17 protein-coding genes are annotated in these 16639 nt (G+C 74.1%); 11 read left to right on the forward strand and 6 right to left on the reverse strand.

The features are described 5' to 3' along the window. Positions 1 to 5 precede the first annotated feature (5 nt). On the reverse strand, positions 6 to 1964 hold the full coding sequence (locus EDF20_RS14710; RefSeq protein WP_166644841.1) for a GAF domain-containing protein: 1959 nt from the start codon (positions 1962 to 1964) through the stop codon (positions 6 to 8). Positions 1965 to 2087: 123 nt separating this feature from the next. Here EDF20_RS14710 and EDF20_RS14715 point away from each other — a divergent pair, with 123 nt between their 5' ends. Continuing rightward, positions 2088 to 3509 carry an MFS transporter gene (locus EDF20_RS14715; protein WP_133739200.1) on the forward strand — a complete coding sequence of 474 codons (1422 nt, stop codon included), beginning with the start codon at positions 2088 to 2090 and terminating at the stop codon, positions 3507 to 3509. A 79-nt stretch (positions 3510 to 3588) separates the two neighbouring features. Next, positions 3589 to 4320, forward strand: a complete 732-nt coding sequence (locus EDF20_RS14720) for an alpha/beta hydrolase (RefSeq protein WP_133739201.1) — start codon at positions 3589 to 3591, stop codon at positions 4318 to 4320. Between the two features lie 94 nt (positions 4321 to 4414). Here the strand turns inward: EDF20_RS14720 and EDF20_RS14725 are convergent, their stop codons facing one another. Beyond that, on the reverse strand, positions 4415 to 5080 hold the full coding sequence (locus EDF20_RS14725) for a hypothetical protein (RefSeq protein ID WP_133739202.1): 666 nt from the start codon (positions 5078 to 5080) through the stop codon (positions 4415 to 4417). Between the two features lie 117 nt (positions 5081 to 5197). On the opposite strand from EDF20_RS14725, the gene EDF20_RS14730 reads away from it, so the two are divergent. The 8 genes from EDF20_RS14730 (at position 5198) to EDF20_RS15800 (ending at position 12341) form a co-directional block, all read left to right on the forward strand. Further along, complete coding sequence (locus EDF20_RS14730) at positions 5198 to 5398, forward strand: hypothetical protein (protein WP_133739203.1); 201 nt, start codon at positions 5198 to 5200, stop codon at positions 5396 to 5398. A gap of 161 nt (positions 5399 to 5559) precedes the next feature. After that, positions 5560 to 7161, forward strand: a complete 1602-nt coding sequence (locus EDF20_RS14740) for an LPXTG cell wall anchor domain-containing protein (RefSeq protein WP_166644842.1) — start codon at positions 5560 to 5562, stop codon at positions 7159 to 7161. A gap of 300 nt (positions 7162 to 7461) precedes the next feature. After that, positions 7462 to 8511, forward strand: a complete 1050-nt coding sequence (locus EDF20_RS14745) for a hypothetical protein (RefSeq protein ID WP_133739206.1) — start codon at positions 7462 to 7464, stop codon at positions 8509 to 8511. Positions 8512 to 8656: 145 nt separating this feature from the next. Beyond that, positions 8657 to 9208, forward strand: a complete 552-nt coding sequence (locus tag EDF20_RS14750; protein WP_133739207.1) for a YbhB/YbcL family Raf kinase inhibitor-like protein — start codon at positions 8657 to 8659, stop codon at positions 9206 to 9208. Between the two features lie 214 nt (positions 9209 to 9422). Then, complete coding sequence (locus tag EDF20_RS14755) at positions 9423 to 10649, forward strand: FAD-dependent monooxygenase (RefSeq protein ID WP_133739208.1); 1227 nt, start codon at positions 9423 to 9425, stop codon at positions 10647 to 10649. Between the two features lie 64 nt (positions 10650 to 10713). Then, a complete protein-coding gene (locus tag EDF20_RS14760; protein WP_133739209.1) occupies positions 10714 to 11226 on the forward strand; it encodes a MarR family transcriptional regulator in 513 nt (170 codons plus the stop codon). 161 nt (positions 11227 to 11387) lie between these two features. Continuing rightward, positions 11388 to 11924 carry a putative immunity protein gene (locus tag EDF20_RS14765; RefSeq protein ID WP_123548829.1) on the forward strand — a complete coding sequence of 179 codons (537 nt, stop codon included), beginning with the start codon at positions 11388 to 11390 and terminating at the stop codon, positions 11922 to 11924. Positions 11925 to 12194: 270 nt separating this feature from the next. Continuing rightward, the gene (locus EDF20_RS15800) at positions 12195 to 12341 is read left to right on the forward strand and encodes a hypothetical protein (protein WP_158614707.1); all 147 of its coding nucleotides are present in this window, start codon (positions 12195 to 12197) and stop codon (positions 12339 to 12341) included. An 85-nt stretch (positions 12342 to 12426) separates the two neighbouring features. On the opposite strand, the gene EDF20_RS14775 is transcribed toward EDF20_RS15800, so the two are convergent. The 3 genes from EDF20_RS14775 to EDF20_RS14785 all read right to left on the reverse strand — a co-directional run bounded on the left by EDF20_RS14775 (position 12427) and on the right by EDF20_RS14785 (position 14623). After that, positions 12427 to 13734, reverse strand: coding sequence for a hypothetical protein (locus EDF20_RS14775; protein WP_133739210.1), 1308 nt, complete (start codon positions 13732 to 13734; stop codon positions 12427 to 12429). 209 nt (positions 13735 to 13943) lie between these two features. Then, entirely contained in the window at positions 13944 to 14309 is a 366-nt protein-coding gene (locus tag EDF20_RS14780) for a multidrug efflux SMR transporter (protein ID WP_123548827.1), read from the reverse strand. After that, entirely contained in the window at positions 14309 to 14623 is a 315-nt protein-coding gene (locus tag EDF20_RS14785) for a multidrug efflux SMR transporter (RefSeq protein WP_123548826.1), read from the reverse strand. The genes EDF20_RS14780 and EDF20_RS14785 overlap by 1 nt, the downstream gene beginning before the upstream one ends. Positions 14624 to 14747: 124 nt before the next feature. On the opposite strand from EDF20_RS14785, the gene EDF20_RS14790 reads away from it, so the two are divergent. Beyond that, positions 14748 to 15371: a TetR family transcriptional regulator C-terminal domain-containing protein gene (locus EDF20_RS14790; RefSeq protein ID WP_133739211.1), complete on the forward strand. Its 624-nt coding sequence runs from the start codon at positions 14748 to 14750 to the stop codon at positions 15369 to 15371. Between the two features lie 205 nt (positions 15372 to 15576). Here the strand turns inward: EDF20_RS14790 and EDF20_RS14795 are convergent, their stop codons facing one another. Beyond that, positions 15577 to 16623 (reverse strand): NAD(P)-dependent alcohol dehydrogenase, encoded by a 1047-nt coding sequence (locus tag EDF20_RS14795; protein WP_133739212.1) that lies wholly within the window; start codon positions 16621 to 16623, stop codon positions 15577 to 15579. Positions 16624 to 16639: the final 16 nt, after the last annotated feature.

The raw sequence follows: 16639 nt of genomic DNA on the forward strand, positions 1-16639 counted from the left end.
GGCGCCTACGCGGGCCCGGGCGAGCGCGCAGGCGCGGGTCCGTCGAGCTCCCGCGCCGCCCGGCTCAGCCGCAGCAGCACCTGCAGCTCGAGCGCCCGCTCCCGCCAGGCCGGCCCGAGCAGCCCGTCGAGCGTCGCCAGCCGCTGGTAGACCGTGTTCACGTGCACGCGCAGCGCGGACGCCGTGGCCGTCGGGCGCCGTCCCTGGTCGAGGAACACCTCGAGCGTCTCCGAGAGGGGCACGCCACGCCGAGCTTCCTCGGCGAGGACCGGCCCGAGCTCGCGCTCGACCTGCTCGTGCAGCTCACGGGTGCCGGCGCGGCTGAGCAGCACGGCGAAGACCCCGAGGTCGTCGCCCCGCGACAGCCCGCCGCCGCTGCCCGGGCGGCGGCCGAGGGCCGTGAGGGCCCGGGCCGTCCGGGCGGCCTCGCCCCACGCGGTGCGGAGCGCGGCCGTCTCGACGACGGGGCCGGCGAGTCCGGCGACGGGCGCCTCCTGCGCTCCCCAGCGCCCCTCGAGCTCGAGCGAGGCCGGGGCGACCAGCACGAACCGGTCGCGGTGCACCGCGGACGCGACGTGCCCGCCCAGCCCGAGCCCCGCGACGTGGCTCCGGGCAGCCTCGGGGTCGCCCTCGACCACCACGACGACGTGCGGCCGGCGCGGGTCGAGCCCGGCGCCGCGCCAACGCCGGTGATCGGCGGTCGCGTCGGGCTCGCCGCGGCTGAGCAGGTCGACCGTGGCGATGTCACGGCCGAGCTGGGCGGCGCGGGCGGTGGCCCTCGCCCCCACGAGCGTGAGCGCGATCAGGGGCGCGGCCCGCTCGAGCAGCAGCAGGGCGTCGGCGGGCACCGCACCAGCAGGCCCCGCACCAGCAGGCCCGGCGTCCCTGAGCCCGCCCCGAGGAGGCGCGGTGCCGGCGACCGCGCCCGCAGCGTCCCCGAGACCGAGACCGACACGCAGACCCGCAGGCCCGGCGACCAGCGCCCCGAACACCTGCCCCGCCGCCGCCACCGGCTGCACCGTCTCGGCCCCTACGACGACCGGTCCGGGTTCCCCGCTGCGGGCCGCCCCGGCGAGCGCCGCCCCCACCGGCCCGTCGGTCGGGTGCTCCACCCACCGCACGGGCACGTCGGTGAGCGCCTGCACCCGTTCGACGAGCGACTCCGGGTCGCCCCCGGCGAGCACGGCCCGGGTCAGGTCGGCGTCGAGGCGCAGGGTCGACTCGAGCCCCTCCTTGGCCTCGCGCAGCTCGGCGGCAGTCCGCGCGTTGTCGATGGCGACCGCGGCGTGGGCGGCGAGCCCGGTCAGCAGGCTGATCTCGTGGGGGCCGAAGCGGCGTTCCTCCCGCTTGGCGGCGAGCAGCACCCCGAGCACACGGCCCCGCACGGCCAGCGGGACGCCGAGCAGCCCGCGGATCGACTCCGCCCGGGCGGCCCGGTCGGCGCTCTCCTCGTGCACGAGCTCGGGGTCGGCCGCGTAGTCCGACGTCCAGCGCGGGGTCCCGCTCGCGGCGACGCTGCCGACGAGCCCGGCGGTGCGGGGCAGGCGCGTGCCGACCAGGGCGGACGAGCGGTCGCCGCTCGCGACCTCGATGCGGAGGTCGTCGCCCACGAGCAGCGCGACGTAGGTGAGGTCGACCCCCAGGAGGCGGCGGGCCTGGTCGACGACCTCCACGAGCAGGTCGGCCGGGTCGGCCACGGCGGCCAGGCGGCCGGCGATGTCGTTGAGGGCGGCAAGCTCGACCGCGCGCTGTCGGCGTTCCTGCAGCAGCGACGCGACCTCGACCGCGGTGCGCGCCTCCTGGTCGGTGCGGGCCTCGTCGGCACCGTCGGCGACGAGGAGGCGGCGGTGAGCCTCGAGCTCGGGCACTCCGGCCTGGTCGGCGAGCAGCTGCAGCCACCCCGGCCCCTGCGGGTCACGTGTCGCCTGCAGATCAGGTGTCGCGTGCGGGTCACGCTCAGCCATGGTGGTTCCCTCCATCCGATGGGTCGAGAGTAGACGGAACAGCCGTTGTGGGGGCAGGGGGCCGAGGCGCAGGGTTGAGCGTCCCCGAGCGGCAGCGCCGCCCCTCAGCTCAGGAGCCCCCCCATGACCGACGTCGACCGCACCACCGCCTCCGCCGGCAGCACGCCCGGCACCGCCTCCGGCACACCCGGTGACGTGCCCGGCACGATCGGCAGCACCGCCGCCTCCCTCGTCGCGCCCACCCCCGGCTCCGCGGGGCCCGCCGGCATCGCCGCCGTCGCGGAGGCGAGTGACGTGAGCGTCGGCCCACCGCGCCTCCGTCGGCTCTCGATCGGGCTCGCGCTCGTCTACGTGTCGATCCTCGCGATCAACTCGGGCGGGCTCGGCATCCTCATCCCGAACCTCGTGGCCGACATCGACGAGGCCTCGAAGATCGGCAACCTGGCGATCGTGACGACGGTGGCGTTCCTCGCGAACGTGTTCGCGCAGCCGATCGCCGGTGCCCTGTCGGACGCGACCCGCTCGCGCTTCGGCCGGCGCTCGCCCTGGATGGTCGGCGGCGCGCTGCTCGCCGCCGGCTTCTTCGCCGGCCTGCCGCTGGCGAGCTCGATCGTCACCGTCGCCCTGATCTGGCTCGTCGTGCAGCTCGGGCTCAACGCGCTGCAGGCCGCGGCCACGGCACTCGTGCCCGACCGCTTCCCGGCCGCCAAGCGCGGCGGGGTCTCGGGCTTCATCGGCCTCGGCATCACGGTCGGCAACGCGGTGGGGGCCGTCGTCGCCGGCTCGGCCTCCGGTGCGGGAGCCCTGCCCTACCTCGTGCTCGCCGCCCTCGTGCTCGTGGTCGTCGCCGTGTTCGTCGTGGTGAACCCCGACCGCTCGAGCCTCGACGAGGCGGCCGGCCCCGCCGCGCCCCGACCCACGTTCCGCGAGTTCGCCCGCGGCTTCTGGGTCTCGCCGCGGAAGCACCCCGACTTCGCGTGGGCATTCGCGGCGCGGTTCCTCATGGTGATCGGCTTCTACGGCGCGCAGACCTTCGGCCTGTACATCCTGCGCGACTACATCGGGCTGAGCGACGCCGCCTCGAACGCCTTCGCCGCCCAGATCGGTGTCGTGCTGCTGCTCGGCGTGCTCATCTCGGCGCTGGCCAGCGGCGTGCTGTCCGACCGGATCGGCCGCCGCAAGCCGTTCATCGTCTGGGCCTCGGTCGTCATGGCGATCGGCCTGGTCGTGCCCCTCGTGATGCCGACGACGACCGGCATCCTGATCTACAGCTTCCTGCTCGGCCTCGGCTTCGGCGCCTACATCTCGATCGACCTGGCCCTCATGACGGAGGTGCTGCCCGCCTCCCTGACGTCGGGCGCCAGCTCCGCGGGACGCGACCTGGCCATCCTCGGCCTCGCCACCACGCTGCCCCAGGCCCTCAGCCCCTCGATCGCGGCCGGCCTCGTCTCGATCACCGGGGGCTACCCCGTGCTGTTCATCTCGGGCATCGTGTTCGTGGTGCTCGGCGCCCTCGCGGTGATCCCGATCAAGTCGGTGCGCTGAGGCGGCGACGCACCCGCTCGCCCCTGTTCGACCTGCCCCGACCGCCCCGCCCTGATCGACACGAACCCCGAGGGACCCCATGCAGCTGCACACGACCACCACCGGCGACGGCGAGCGGCACGTGGGGCTGGTGCACGGGCTGGGCGCCGACGGCGAGACGTGGCGGCCGCTCGTCGACCGGATGCTCGAGACGGGCCGGTACACGGTGACGACGGTCGACCTGCGGGGCCACGGGCACAGCGGCCGGGCCGCGTCGTACGGCCTCGACGAGTTCGCGACGGACCTGGTCGAGGCCCTGCCGACGGGCCTGCACAGCGTGGTCGGGCACTCGCTCGGCGGCGCCGTGCTCGTCCGGGCGGTCGCGCGGCTGCAGCCGCTCCGGGCGATCTACCTCGACCCGGGCTTCCACCTGGCGCTGCCGACCAGCGGCCTCGCCGGGCGGCTTTTCTGGGCCGTGCCGCCGCTGACGCTGGCCGTGGCAGGCCTCGCGCAGGCACGCACGACCAAGGCGGTGCGCGCGAGCTACGACGCGGCGACGGTCGCGCTGCTCGACGACGCCCGCGAGCGGTTCGACACGAGGATGGCGATCGGGGTGTTCCGTGACGTGGCGCACGCGCCGATCGAGGTGGCGCCTCCTGCGGTGCCCTCGGTCGTCGTGCTCTCGGACGACAGCCCGGCCGTGCTGCCCGAGCCCGTCGCCCGCTCGCTCGAGGGCGTCGGCTGGGAGCTGCGCCGCCTGCCCGGCGTGCACCACGACATGCACCTCGAGGCGCCCGACCGCGTGTTCGAGCTCGTCGCCGACGTGCTCTAGCGCGCCTCCCTCGAGTTGCGAGCCGCGAGTCGCCCCGGATCGTCACGTGGCCGGGCCGGAGGCGACCGTTCGGGGCAACTCGTGCGGCTGCGCCTCAGCCGAAGGGCAGCGGAGACGTGATGTCGGTCTGCGCGAGCACGACGGCCGCGGCGACGGCCACCACCCCGAGCAGCCCGCCCCGCCACCACCGCTCGCTGAGCAGGTACCCCGCAGAGGCGAGCGCGCCCGCCCCGGCCACGACGCTGAGCGCGACCGAGACGAACACCTGCGCGACGGACTGCGTCTCCGGGTCGCCCGTGAACGCCGTGACGACGACGCACACGAGCATGATCAGGACGAAGAGACCTCCGAACACTGCGCCGATCCCGACGATCCCGAAGAGCAGCTCCGAGGTCGGCTCCCACCGGATCAGCCGCTGCTGCCGGGGCGACCCGAGGTGCTCGGTCGTCTCCGGGGGCAGCCCGCCCGACAGGGCGAGGTAGTCGCGCACCTCCTCCTCCGTCTCGAACTGCAGCAGCGACCGGCGCAGCGCGTGACGCTCACGGGCGTCGAGCGAGGCGAGGTCGTGGGCGCCCCACCGGGCCGCCTGGTCGGGGTTGCCGGCCCGGCGGTAGAACTCCGAGAGGGCGTCGCGGTAGGCCCGCTCGTCCGGGTGGCGACGGGCGTGGACCAGCAGCGAGTCCCACGCGGCCCGGTGCTCGCCGTCGTCGAAGCGCGCGCGGGCGGCGTCGACGATCTCGCGGGTCGTGCGGGTGGGCATGCGGGACTCCGGGGAAAGGGGTCGGGAGGCGGACCTCGTCACGATAGCGTCGCCTCCGTGGATCGACGGCCTCATGACGCAGGGAGCGATCCCGCGCACGCCAGGGTCACACCCGACGTGCCCGCGCACGACGGGCCGATGCACGAGGGGCCGAGGCACCTCGGCCGTCCGCTCAGCCGACGTGAGCGACGAGAGGCGGAGGACGCCCGTGCCCGAGGAGGCGCCCCGCGCCGGTTCCCCCGCCTGCACCGCTGGCTGCAGCGCTGGGTCGCCCACCCCGTGGCCGTGTTCCTCGACGCCCTCGGCAACGCCTTCTGACCGAGCCCCCTCCTCGACGAGGCCCGTTCACAGCCGCCTCTTACCGAATCCCTGAGGTTCTGTTAGGTTCCGGCATGGGGCTAGCCCCCTCTTCGTTCCTGGCGCTGGGCCTCGACGGACATGCAACGACGCACGTATCCACCTCGAGAGAAAGAACGCCCTTGCGCTCATCAGCCAGAAGGGGCCTCGTCGCTGCGCCGACGGCCCTCGCACTCGCCCTCGGAGGTGTCCTGCTCGCCGCAGGGCCCGCCTCCGCGGCCGCCCCCGTGACGATCACGTCGCCGGCGCCCGGCTCCACCTACGACAACTCGGCCGGCCTGCCTCAGGTCGTGCCGATCACGGGCACCGGCCTGCCGACCACCGACGACCTCGTGCTCACCTACGACATCGGCACCGGCACCCCCGCTCAGGCCCTGTTCAGCGGCACGACGCACAACGACGACGGCTCGTTCTTCGTGAACGCCAACTTCGGACAGCTGCCCCCGGGTGAGACGACGGTCCTGGCGACCGTCGCGGGCGCGGATGCGCAGTCGGGCCTCGCCGACCCCGAGGTGACCCCGCTGGCCTACACCTTCGAGCTTGCCGTCGCGCCGAACCCGGCATCCCCCTTCACCGTGACCTACCCCGGCACGGGCACGGTCGTCGACACGACCACGCCCGTCTTCACCGGAACGGCGCAGCCCGGCAGCACGGTCACGGTGACGTACAGCAACAAGAACCTCGGCAACTCCACCGCCGGCACCGGCATCGCCGACCTCGCCGGCAACTACTCGATCCCGACGACGTTCCTCGACCTCGCACCGGGCTCGCTCGGCACGGGTGCGAACGTCACCCAGTCGAACCCCGACGCTCAGGTCGGACGCCTCTCGGTGAACTTCACGTTCGCCCAGGCGCCCGTGCCCGCGATCGCCCCGACGATCACGGCGACGCCCGACGAGGTGACCGTCGACGAGGCGACCACCACCGGTGTCGCGATCGCTGCCACCGGCTTCAGCCCTGGCGAGGAGATCACCACCGTCGTGACCGACTCCGAGGGCGCCGTCGTCGAGCTCGCCGACCGTGCGCTGAACTACTACGCGGACGACACCGTTGGCGCCTACGCCGACACGGTCGTCTTCGCCGACGACGTGCTCGCCGACGACTACACGATCACGCTGACCGGCGTCCGCTCGGGCATCGTCCAGGCCGTCGACGTCACCGTCGCCGACGAGGTCGTCCTGCTCACGCCCACCCCGGTGATCACCAGCCCCACGGAGGGGCAGGTCGTCACAGGCGGCACCGTCACGATCTCGGGCACCGGCCCCGTCGGCACGGGCATCGTCCTGACCGTCGCCGACTCGTCGTTCCTCGACGGGACAGTCACCGAGACCCCCGCCGCGGGCCGCTTCTACATCACCGACCTCGCCGACCCGATCCTTGTCGACGACGCGGGCAACTGGACCGTCTCCGTCGAGCTGCTCCCCGGTGAGTACGTGACCCAGGCGATCGCTGCCGAGCTGAACGCAGACGGCTCCGTGAACGAGACCGGAGGTGTGTCCGAGCCTTCGAACGTCGTCGCCTTCTCGCTCGTCGCGGCCCCGGCCGCTGTGGTACCTCCCGGCGTGACGCCGGCGGCTCCCGTCGCCCGTCCGGCAGGTCTCGCCTACACCGGGTCCGAGGCGTCGCAGGGCGTCGTCGGCGCCGCGCTGCTGCTCCTCCTCGGCGGAGGGCTGCTCGTCGCCGCCCGTCGCCGCCGTGCGCTGACCGTCGACTCGGCCGAGTAGCACCGCACCGCACCACCGCACCTCAGCTGCACCTCAGCTGCACCTCGCCCGCCCCGGGCGGCACCACGGACTTCCGTGGTCGTCGGCCGGGGCGGGCGTCGCTCTGGCTGGCGCGGCATGCCCCCTGGACGCGGGCGAGTTCGTCGTCCGCGGGCTGTGGCGACGGCCCGCTCGCGACGAACAGGCCCGTGGTCGGCGGGTCAGACGAGCCGAGGAGGCAGGCGAGCAGACGAGGCAGTTCGGATGACTTCCGCAGGTCCTCCCGGGGGTCTGCACATCGGGGGCCAGCACGATGTGCTCATGCCCGACTTCAAGCGCCTCCTGGGCGCCGCCGCGAAAGCGCTCGGCGACTCGAACTCCTCCTCGTCCTCCTCCCGCAACGGCCAGCCGCCGCGACCGGGCGCCGGCTCCGGGTCCAGCTCAGGTTCCGGCACCGACTGGCGTGACCTCGTCCGCACGGCGGCCGACAAGCTGACCCGCGACGGCCACCAGCAGCAGCAGGGCGACCAGCGAGGAGGCGGCCCGCAGCAGGGGCAGGCTGGCTACGGCCAGCAGGGGCAGGCCTACGACCAGCAGGGCCGGCAGGGCGACGGCCAGCAGCGGCAGAGCCAGCAGGGCGGCTACGACGGGCGTCGGCAGGGTGAGCAGCAGCGCCCGGCCCAGCAGCACGGCGCGTCCGGCGCTCCCCGCGCGACCGAGGCCGACCGCGTCGCCCTCGGCAAGTACGACTACCTCCTCCGCACGGCCGAGCCCGAGCAGCTCGAGCAGGTGCACCGCGACGCGTTCGCCCGCCTGACCCCGCAGCAGCGCGAGCTCGTCCAAGCACGCCTCACGGAGGAGCTCCCCGCGCACGAGCAGCCCCGCAGCGGCAGCACCGACGACCTCGCCCGGGCCGCCACCCGCGGCGAGACCGTGCACCCCGGGCTCATGCAGCGCGTCTTCGGCGGCCACGGACGCCCCGGACAGGACTCGGGCGGCACCGCCACCGGCGCCCGTCAGGGCTCCGGCGCAGGGAAGTTCGCTGCAGGAGCTGCCGCCGGCGCGGGAGTCGCCGCACTCGGCGGCCTCGCACTCGCGGTCGCTGGCGGTGCCGCCGTCAGCAGCGTCGCGGGCCCGCTCCTCTCGGGAGCGCTCGCGAACGGCGTCGACTTCGGCGGCCTCGCCGAGAACTTCGGGCTCGAGGGCATCGCCGGGCTCTCCGAGGGCCTCGGCGGCCTGACCGAGGGCGTCGACGGCATCGCACAGGGCGGCGAGGAGTACCTCACCGGCCTCGGCGAGCAGGTCGGCGGCCTCGGCGAGGGCTTCCAGATCCCCGGGCTGGGCGACCTCGGCGGTCTCTTCGACCGCTAGCGCGCCTCCTGCGGCACCACACCTGCCCGCACCCGCGGGCCCCGCTCAGACCCTCGTGCGCGCACGGGGGTCTGCGCGGTTTCCGAGGGTGCCGGAGCATGATCCCCCAGGAGGCGCCACCCGGCCGCCCCAGGAAAGGACCGTCATGAGCGACACCACCGGAAACGACCCCTTCGCCCGCCTCCCCGAGGTGCCGAGCTTCACCGTCACGAGCGCCACCGTCGAGGACGGCGCCCCCTTCGCGCAGCAGCAGTACTCCGGGGCCTTCGGCGTCCCCGGCGGCCAGGACGTGTCGCCGCAGCTCTCGTGGTCGGGTGCCCCTGAGGGCACCAAGAGCTACGCCGTCACCGTCTACGACCCCGACGCCCCCACGCAGTCGGGCTTCTGGCACTGGGCCGTCGCGAACATCCCGGCGTCCGTGACCGACCTGCCCGAGGGCGCCGGCGACGCGACCGGCGCGCAGCTCCCCGAGGGGGCGTACCAGTTGCCGAACGACTCGCGGGCTCCCTCGTTCATCGGTGCCGCACCTCCTGCGGGCCACGGCCAGCACCGCTACTTCGTGACGGTGCACGCGCTCGACGTCGAGGACATCGAGGTGCCCGCCGACGGGACGCCCGCGTTCCTCAACTTCACGATCGCGTCGCACATCCTCGCGCGCGCCACGCTCGTCGCGACCGGCGAGATCCCCGCCGAGTAGCCGGCCCAGGAGGCGGCAGCGGCACGGGTTGCCCCGAACTGCTGCTCCCGACTCACGGGGGCAGCAGTTCGGGGCGACTCGCCGTCGCCACCTGCCGCGTGTGCCGGGGCTAGGGCGGCCTCGGCAACATGTGCTTTCACTGTGGAGTCACATCATGGTGAAGCTAGTCTGACGTCATGCAGCCGAGATCGGCCGCTCCACGGAAGGCTCCACGATGACCACACCCCCCTCCTCCCCGGCCGCGCGCCCCCGCGTCCTCGTCACCGGAGCGAGCATCGCCGGCCCGGCACTCGCCTGGGGCCTCGCGAAGTCCGGCTTCGACGTCGTGCTGCTCGAGCGCTCCGCCGAGCCCCGCGAGACCGGCCAGAACATCGACGTCCGCGGGCTCGGTCGCGAGATCCTGACCCGGATGGGCGTCGAGGAGGCGGTGCTCGCGAACCTGACCGGCGAGGACGGCACGCGCTTCGTCGACGAGTCCGGCCGCCCCTACGCCGTGTTCCCGCGAGAGGAGGGGCAGGACGGCCCGACCGCCGAGGTCGAGATCCTGCGCGGGCGGCTCGCGGGCATCCTCGCGGACCTCGTCCCGGCCGACGTCGAGCGCCGCTTCGGCGACTTCGTCGTGGGGGCCGAGCAGGACGCGACGGGCGTCGACGCCACCTTCGACAGCGGCGCCGAGGAGCGTTTCGACCTGTTCCTGGTGGCCGAGGGGCGCAGCTCGCGCACCCGCCGCCTCCTCTTCGCGGACGAGACCGAGCTGCGCGACTTCGGCGTCAGCATCACGTACGGCACGATCGACCGCCGGCCCGGCGACGTCGACTCCTGGGACTGGTTCACCGCGGCCCGCGGCCGCGTCGCGTCGGTGCGGCCCGACAACCTCGGCACGATCAGGGCGTGCATGTCGTTCGAGTCCGAGCCGATGGGCTTCGAGGGGCTCCCGGTGGAGGCGCAGCTGCAGCTGCTGAGGGAGCGCTTCCGAGGTGCGGGCTGGCAGACCGAGCGCATCCTCGACGGCTTCGACGCCCGTCCGGACGAGTTCTACACGCAGCGGATGGAGCAGGTCGTCATGTCGACCTGGAGCCGGGGCCGCATCGCGCTCGTCGGCGACGCCGCCTGGGGCTCGGGCCCGACGGGCATGGGCACGACGCTGTCGCTGGTCGGTGCGCACATCCTCGTCGGCGAGCTCGCCGCGAGCCCGGATCGCCCGGCGCATGCCTTCGCCCGGTACGAACGGCAGATGCGTCGCTACGCCGACAGCGCGCAAGGGCTGCCGCGCGGCGGGGCGAAGCTGATGCACCCGTCGTCGGGCGCCGGGGTGAAGGCGATCCAGACGATGCACCGCGTCACCGCGTCGCGGCCGGTCCGGAAGTTCTTCCAGGCGAACCTGCTCACGAGCGAGAAGCACGTGTCGGTGCTGGCCGAGTACCCGCAGCTGCGTGCCTGAGGCCGGCGACCCAGGGCCCGATGCGGGGACGATCGCGACGACGTCTCGATGGGAGGATCGACCCATGACGACGCCGACGCCGCCCCCGCCGACGCCGAGGACGCAGGTGCTCGAGGCCCTGCGGCACTACGCCGTGACCTACCAGGAGTCGGCCCACCAGCTCGCCCGCTGGATGGAGCTGCCGACCGTCGACGGCACGGCCCTCGGCGAGGTGATCTGGGCCGAGCGCGAGGACGCGCCGCTCACGCCGGCGAAGCTCTCGAGCAGGATCGGCCTGACCTCGGGCGCGACGACCGCCCTGCTCAACCGGCTCGAGGCCCAGGGCCTGGTCGCCCGCAGCCGCGAGAGCACCGACCGCCGTGTCGTGACGCTGCGGGCGACCGAGCAGGCGCACGAGCGCATCGAGCCGTTCCTTCGCCGGGGCGGTGCCGCCCTCGAGGCGGCCCTGGACGACTACGACGACGAGGCGCTGGAGGCGGTGCGCGCGTTCCTGACGCGGCTCGCCGCGGTGCTGCCGGGCGCCTCCGACGCGTCGCCGCCGCCGCCCGCGGACGAATCGCCGACCACCGCCTCCTGAGGGACCGCCGCCTCCTCGAGCCCCTCCGTCTCTCGGCGGCCCTCCGCCTCCCGGACGACGTCTCGACGAGTTGCCCCGAACAGCTGCCTCCGAGCGAGCGAGGCCGCACGTCGGGGCAACTCGTCGTCGACGCGGCGCGGGCGCCGTGCCAGGGTGCAGGGATGACCTCCCCGCAGGCGCTCTCGGAGACCGATCGCCGGCTCGTCGCCGCGTGGGCGGCCGACTGCGCGGAGCGCGTCCTGCCCCTCTTCGAGCAGGAGGCGCCCGCCGACGACCGCCCTCGCGACGGCATCACGCGCACCCGCGCCTTCGCCCGCGGAGAGCTCGACGCCGTCGGCGAGATCCGTCGCCGCTTCGTCGCCGGTCGTGCCGCACAGGCCGTGACCTCGCCCGCGGCCAGGGCCGCCGCGTGGTCGGCAGGGCAAGCGTCGGGCGTCGCGCACATGGGCGCGCACGCCCTGGGCGCCGCGGCCTACGCCGTGAAGGCCGTCACCCTGGCCGCCCCCGACGACGACGGGACCGCAGGAGGCGCGGCCGAGATCACCTGGCAGCTGCGGCACCTGAGCCCGCCGGTCCGCAGGGCTCTCGCGCGCCTCCCCCTGCTCGGAGAGGACAGCTCGGGCCCGCTCGGCACCGGCCTGCTCGCGTCGGGCACGCTCGGCGACGCGATCCGCACGCTCCAGGGGGGCCTGCGCTAGCCGCCCGCGCCTCCCCTCGCGCTCGCACTCGCGCTCGCACTCGCACTCGCACTCGCACTCGCACTCGCACTCGCACTCGACGAGTTGCCCCGAACCGCTGCCCTGAGCCCCGGGAAGCAGCAGTTCGGGGCAACTCGACGCCGCCACTGTCCACTTCGCGAAGGCAGCCGACCGCGTCGCTAGATGCTCTAGCCGACCGTGACAAGATGCACATGCATAGAAATCCGACGTCGACCCCATGCAGCGCAGAACTGCCGAGAGGAGCCCACCATGAGCATCATCCGCCCCACGAGCCCCTTCTCCGAGGTCCGCGACCACGAGCGCCAGGTGACGCTCTTCGTGGTCGCGTCGTCGGCCGTCGCGACCTGCGCCAGCCTCGTCGTCGGGATGCTCTTCCTCCTCGGCCTCAGCCATTGACACGTCGCCTCCCGCGTTCCGGGACGCCGACGGCCCCGCACCCTGACGAGGGTGCGGGGCCGTCCTGGCGTCGGGGCGACCAGCCCTAGGAGCGACGGCCCCGGAGGCGCGACGCAGCCACGGCCACGCTGCCGGCGGCGACGAGACCGGCGGCCAGCACGAGCCACGCCGACGCGTCCGAGCCGGTGTAGGCGAGGCCCGCCGGGCGCGTCGTGCGCACCGGGACCACGGCGACCGGCGCGACGGCGGTGGGGACGACGGCGGCCGGCGCCGTCGGGACGGGCAGGACGGGCGCCGCGGCGGCGACCGAGAACTGCACGGGCACGGAGAAGTCGGAGGCGGCGCTCCCGTCACGACGGAGCACGGCCGCGTCGCTCACGTAGTCTCCGGCGGGCAGCACGAACGACGCCGTGAAGTGCCCGGTCTCGTCGATCGGCACGAGCGTGAAGGCCACGCCCTCCTCCGGGTCGAACGCGATCGGCTCCTCGTCCGTGACGAACCCAGGGTCGTCGGCCGGGGCCTCGTCCTCCGCGACGCGGACGAGTTCGACGCCGTCCGCCTCGTCGGCGACGCCCTCGTCGCTGCCCTGGTCGGGCTCAAGGGACTCGACCAGCGAGGCGTCGACGACGCTGACGAGGGCCACCTGGCCCGGCTCGCCGTTCTCGCCCTGGACGCTGACGACTCCCGCGGTCGCGGAGACCGGTGCCTCGAGGTGCGGGGCGACGACGAAGGCGCTGACGCGGATCTCGAGCGAGGCCTCGTTGCCGGACTCGTCGAACACGTTGAGGGTCACGATGTCCGGGACGGCGGCGTCGTTCGGCACGACCACGATGATGGTCGTGTCGCCGTCGATGCTGAAGGTGAGGCCGGGCGCGGGGCGGATCCAGCTCGAGAGGTCCTCGCCCTGCGATCCGACGAGGCCGACCGTGGCCTCGTCGCCGGGGGTGAAGCCGACGGTGCCGAAGAAGCTCGCGAAGCCCGGGTGCAGGTCACTGCCGTCCTGCGAGAAGACCTCGGGGGCGTCGACGACGACCTCGTCGCCGCCGTCCTCGGGGGCCGCCGACGGGGTCGGGGCGACCGGCGCCACGACCTCGGGCTCGGACGGGGCGGCCTCGCCGTCCGCGGCGAGGGTGGTCTCGGCGCGGGGCGCAACGGGGACGCTCTCGGCGGCGCCTGCCTCGGCAGCGCTGGGCGACACGGGGAGGCTCTCGGCGACGCCGGCCTCGGCAGCGGGCGAGACGGCCGTCGTCGCGTCGGGGCCCTCCGCCACGACGGACGACGACGCGGGCACGTCGCCGTCGGCGGCGAAGGCCGCGGCGGGCGTGAGGACGAGGGCGGCGGCGAGCGCCGCCGCGGGCAGGGCGCACGCGCGGATGCGGCGGGAAGTGGTCACGGATCCCCCAGGAATCGAGTCGGGTCGAGCCGGAGACGCCCGGCGGACCGACGCTAGAGCGGCGCGGGGCCCCTCCGCGCCTCCGGGTGCGCCGGGAGGACCGGCCGTGATCCGATCGTGACGAGATCGTCCCCCGTCGGGCACCGAGCGGGGGACGGCCGCGGGCGCGCGGCCGCGGAGCGCGAGGGAGCAGGCGCCCAGGGCGGTCCTCAACGGGCGCCGGCCGCCTCCTCGTCCACGGCCGGTCTCGCGGCCGGCCCCGACTTCAGCAGCTTCAGCCCGACGACGCTGCCGACGATCCCCGCGAGCAGCAGCACCCGCACGACCGTGACGGCCTCACCGCCGGTGAGCATGCTCCAGGTGACGGTGAACGCCGCGCCGAGCCCGGCCCAGATCGCGTACGCGGTGCTGATCGGGATGTGCCGCGTCACCCAGCCGAGCGTCAGCATCGAGGCGGCGAGGCCGAGCACGAAGACGACGGAGGGGGCGAGCACCGAGAGCCCCTCGCTCCGACCCAGCGCGGTCGCCCAGACCGCCTCGAGCACGGCGCTGACGACGAGCACGACCCACGGCATCAGCTGACCACCTTGAGGCCGACGACGCAGCCGATCAGCACGGCCAGCAGCAGTGCGCGGGCGACGGTCAGCACCTCTTGGCCGCGGACGACCGCGATGATCACCGTCAGCACGGCACCGATCCCGACCCAGACGGCGTAGGCCGTGCCGACGGGCAGGTCGTTCATCGCCAGCGCGAGGCCGACCATGCTCAGGACGAGCGCGACGACGAACAGCGCGGTCGGCCCCTTCTTCGTGAAGTTCCCCGAGGCGCCGAGCGCCGAGGCCCACACGGCCTCGAGCACCCCCGCGACGATCAACAGCACCCAGGCCATGACGGGCCCCTCTCCTCCGGCGCACCGAGCCGACCTCATGTCGACACCCTGCGCGACTCGTTGTCGCACAGTCGTGCGGACTCAGTTCTAGCACGTTTTCGCACAGTCGTGCCAGAATCGACGGATGCCCCGCACCGTTGATCTCGACGACCGCCGCCGCATCGTCGGCGAAGCCGCCTGGCGGGTGCTGGTCCGGGACGGACCGACGGAGGTGTCCGTCCGCAAGGTCGCCGCCGAGGCCGGGCTGCCTCCTTCATCGCTCCGCTACACGTTCCCGACGCAGGCGAGCGTGCGCGACGCCGCGGTCGAGCTGCTGGTGTCGCGGCTGCGCGAGCGCGTCGACCGGGCGGCGGACACGACCGGCGGACGCGACGCGGCCCGGGCCGTCCTGCTCGAACTGCTCCCCCTCGACGACGAGCGGCGCGCCGAGATGGAGGTGACCGTCGCCTTCACCGCCCTCGCCCTGACCGACCCCTCGCTGCGGACGGCGCACGAGCAGACGCACGCGGCGGTCCGCGACGTCTGCGCGCTGGCGCTGGTGCACCTCGGCACCGACGGCGCGGCCAGCCCGCGCCCGGCGGGCGGCGCGGCCAGCACCCCCGAGCCGGCCCACGTCGACGTCGAGCTCACCCACGCCGTCGTGGACGGCCTGGCCCTGCACCTGCTCGCCCAGGCCGTCGGGACCGACGCCTCCTGGGCGGTCACGGCCCTCGACGCGCACCTGGCGCTGCTGGCGCTGCGCCCCTGACGCACCGCACCGCGTTTCGTACAACGCACCGCGTCCAGACCCGGTGCGTTGCACGAAACCCGGTGCGAAGCCGCGCGGCAGCACTGACGGCCAGCCCGCAGGAGGTGCGGCTCGCGTCGACAGGCCGCACCCGGCCGCTTGCCGCCCGCACACGCACGAACGCCCCCGCGCACGGCGAGGGCGTTGTGCGACCAGCGGGTGAGACCTACGCGAACGTCGCCGCGTCGATCACGAAGCGGTAGCGCACGTCCGACTTGAGCACGCGGTCGTAGGCCTCGTTGATCTGGTCGGCGCTGATCAGCTCCGTCTCGGGCAGGATGCCGTGCTCGGCGCAGAAGTCGAGCATCTCCTGGGTCTCGCGGATGCCGCCGATGGCCGAGCCGGCCCAGCTGCGGCGAGCCGGGATCAGCGCGAACGCGGGCACCTCGAGGGGCTCCGAGGGGGCACCGACGTTGACGAGGGTGCCGTCGACGGCGAGCAGGCCGAGGTAGGCGCCCATGTCGATCTTGGCCGACACCGTGTTGACGATCAGGTCGAACGAGTTCGCCAGGTCGGTGAAGGTCTGCTCGTCGCTGGTCGCGTAGTGCGCCTTGGCACCGAAGCGGAGCGAGTCCTCCTTCTTGGAGGTCGTCTGCGACAGCACGGTCACGTCGGCGCCGAGCGCGGCGGCGATCTTCACGCCCATGTGGCCGAGGCCGCCCATGCCGACGATGGCGACCTTGGTTCCCTCGGTGACGCCCCAGTGGTGCAGCGGCGAGTAGAGCGTGATGCCGGCGCAGAGCAGCGGCGCGACCTTGTCGTAGTCGAGCGACTCGGGCACGCGCAGCACGAAGTCCTCGGTGACGACGACGGCCTGCGAGTAGCCGCCCTGCGTGACGGTGCCGTCGGCGGGGTCGACGCTCGTGTAGGTGCCGGTGTTGCCCTTCGCGCAGTACTGCTCGTCGCCGCGCTGGCAGTACTCGCACTCGCCGCACGAGTTGACCATGCAGCCGACGCCGACGCGGTCGCCGACCTTGTGCTTCGTGACCTCGGAGCCGACCTCCGAGACGGTGCCGACGATCTCGTGGCCGACGACCTGCGGGTACTGGATCTCGCCCCACTCGCCACGGACGGTGTGGATGTCGCTGTGGCAGATGCCGGCGTAGGCGATGTCGATCATGACGTCCTTCGGGCCGACGTCGCGGCGCTCGATGGTCGTCGGGACGAGGGGCTCGGTGGCGGACGGTGCCGCGTAGGCCTTGACGGTGCGCATGTGTGCTCCTGTGTTC

It is taken from the genome of Frigoribacterium sp. PhB116 (assembly GCF_004364285.1).
Lineage (GTDB): Bacteria > Actinomycetota > Actinomycetes > Actinomycetales > Microbacteriaceae > Frigoribacterium.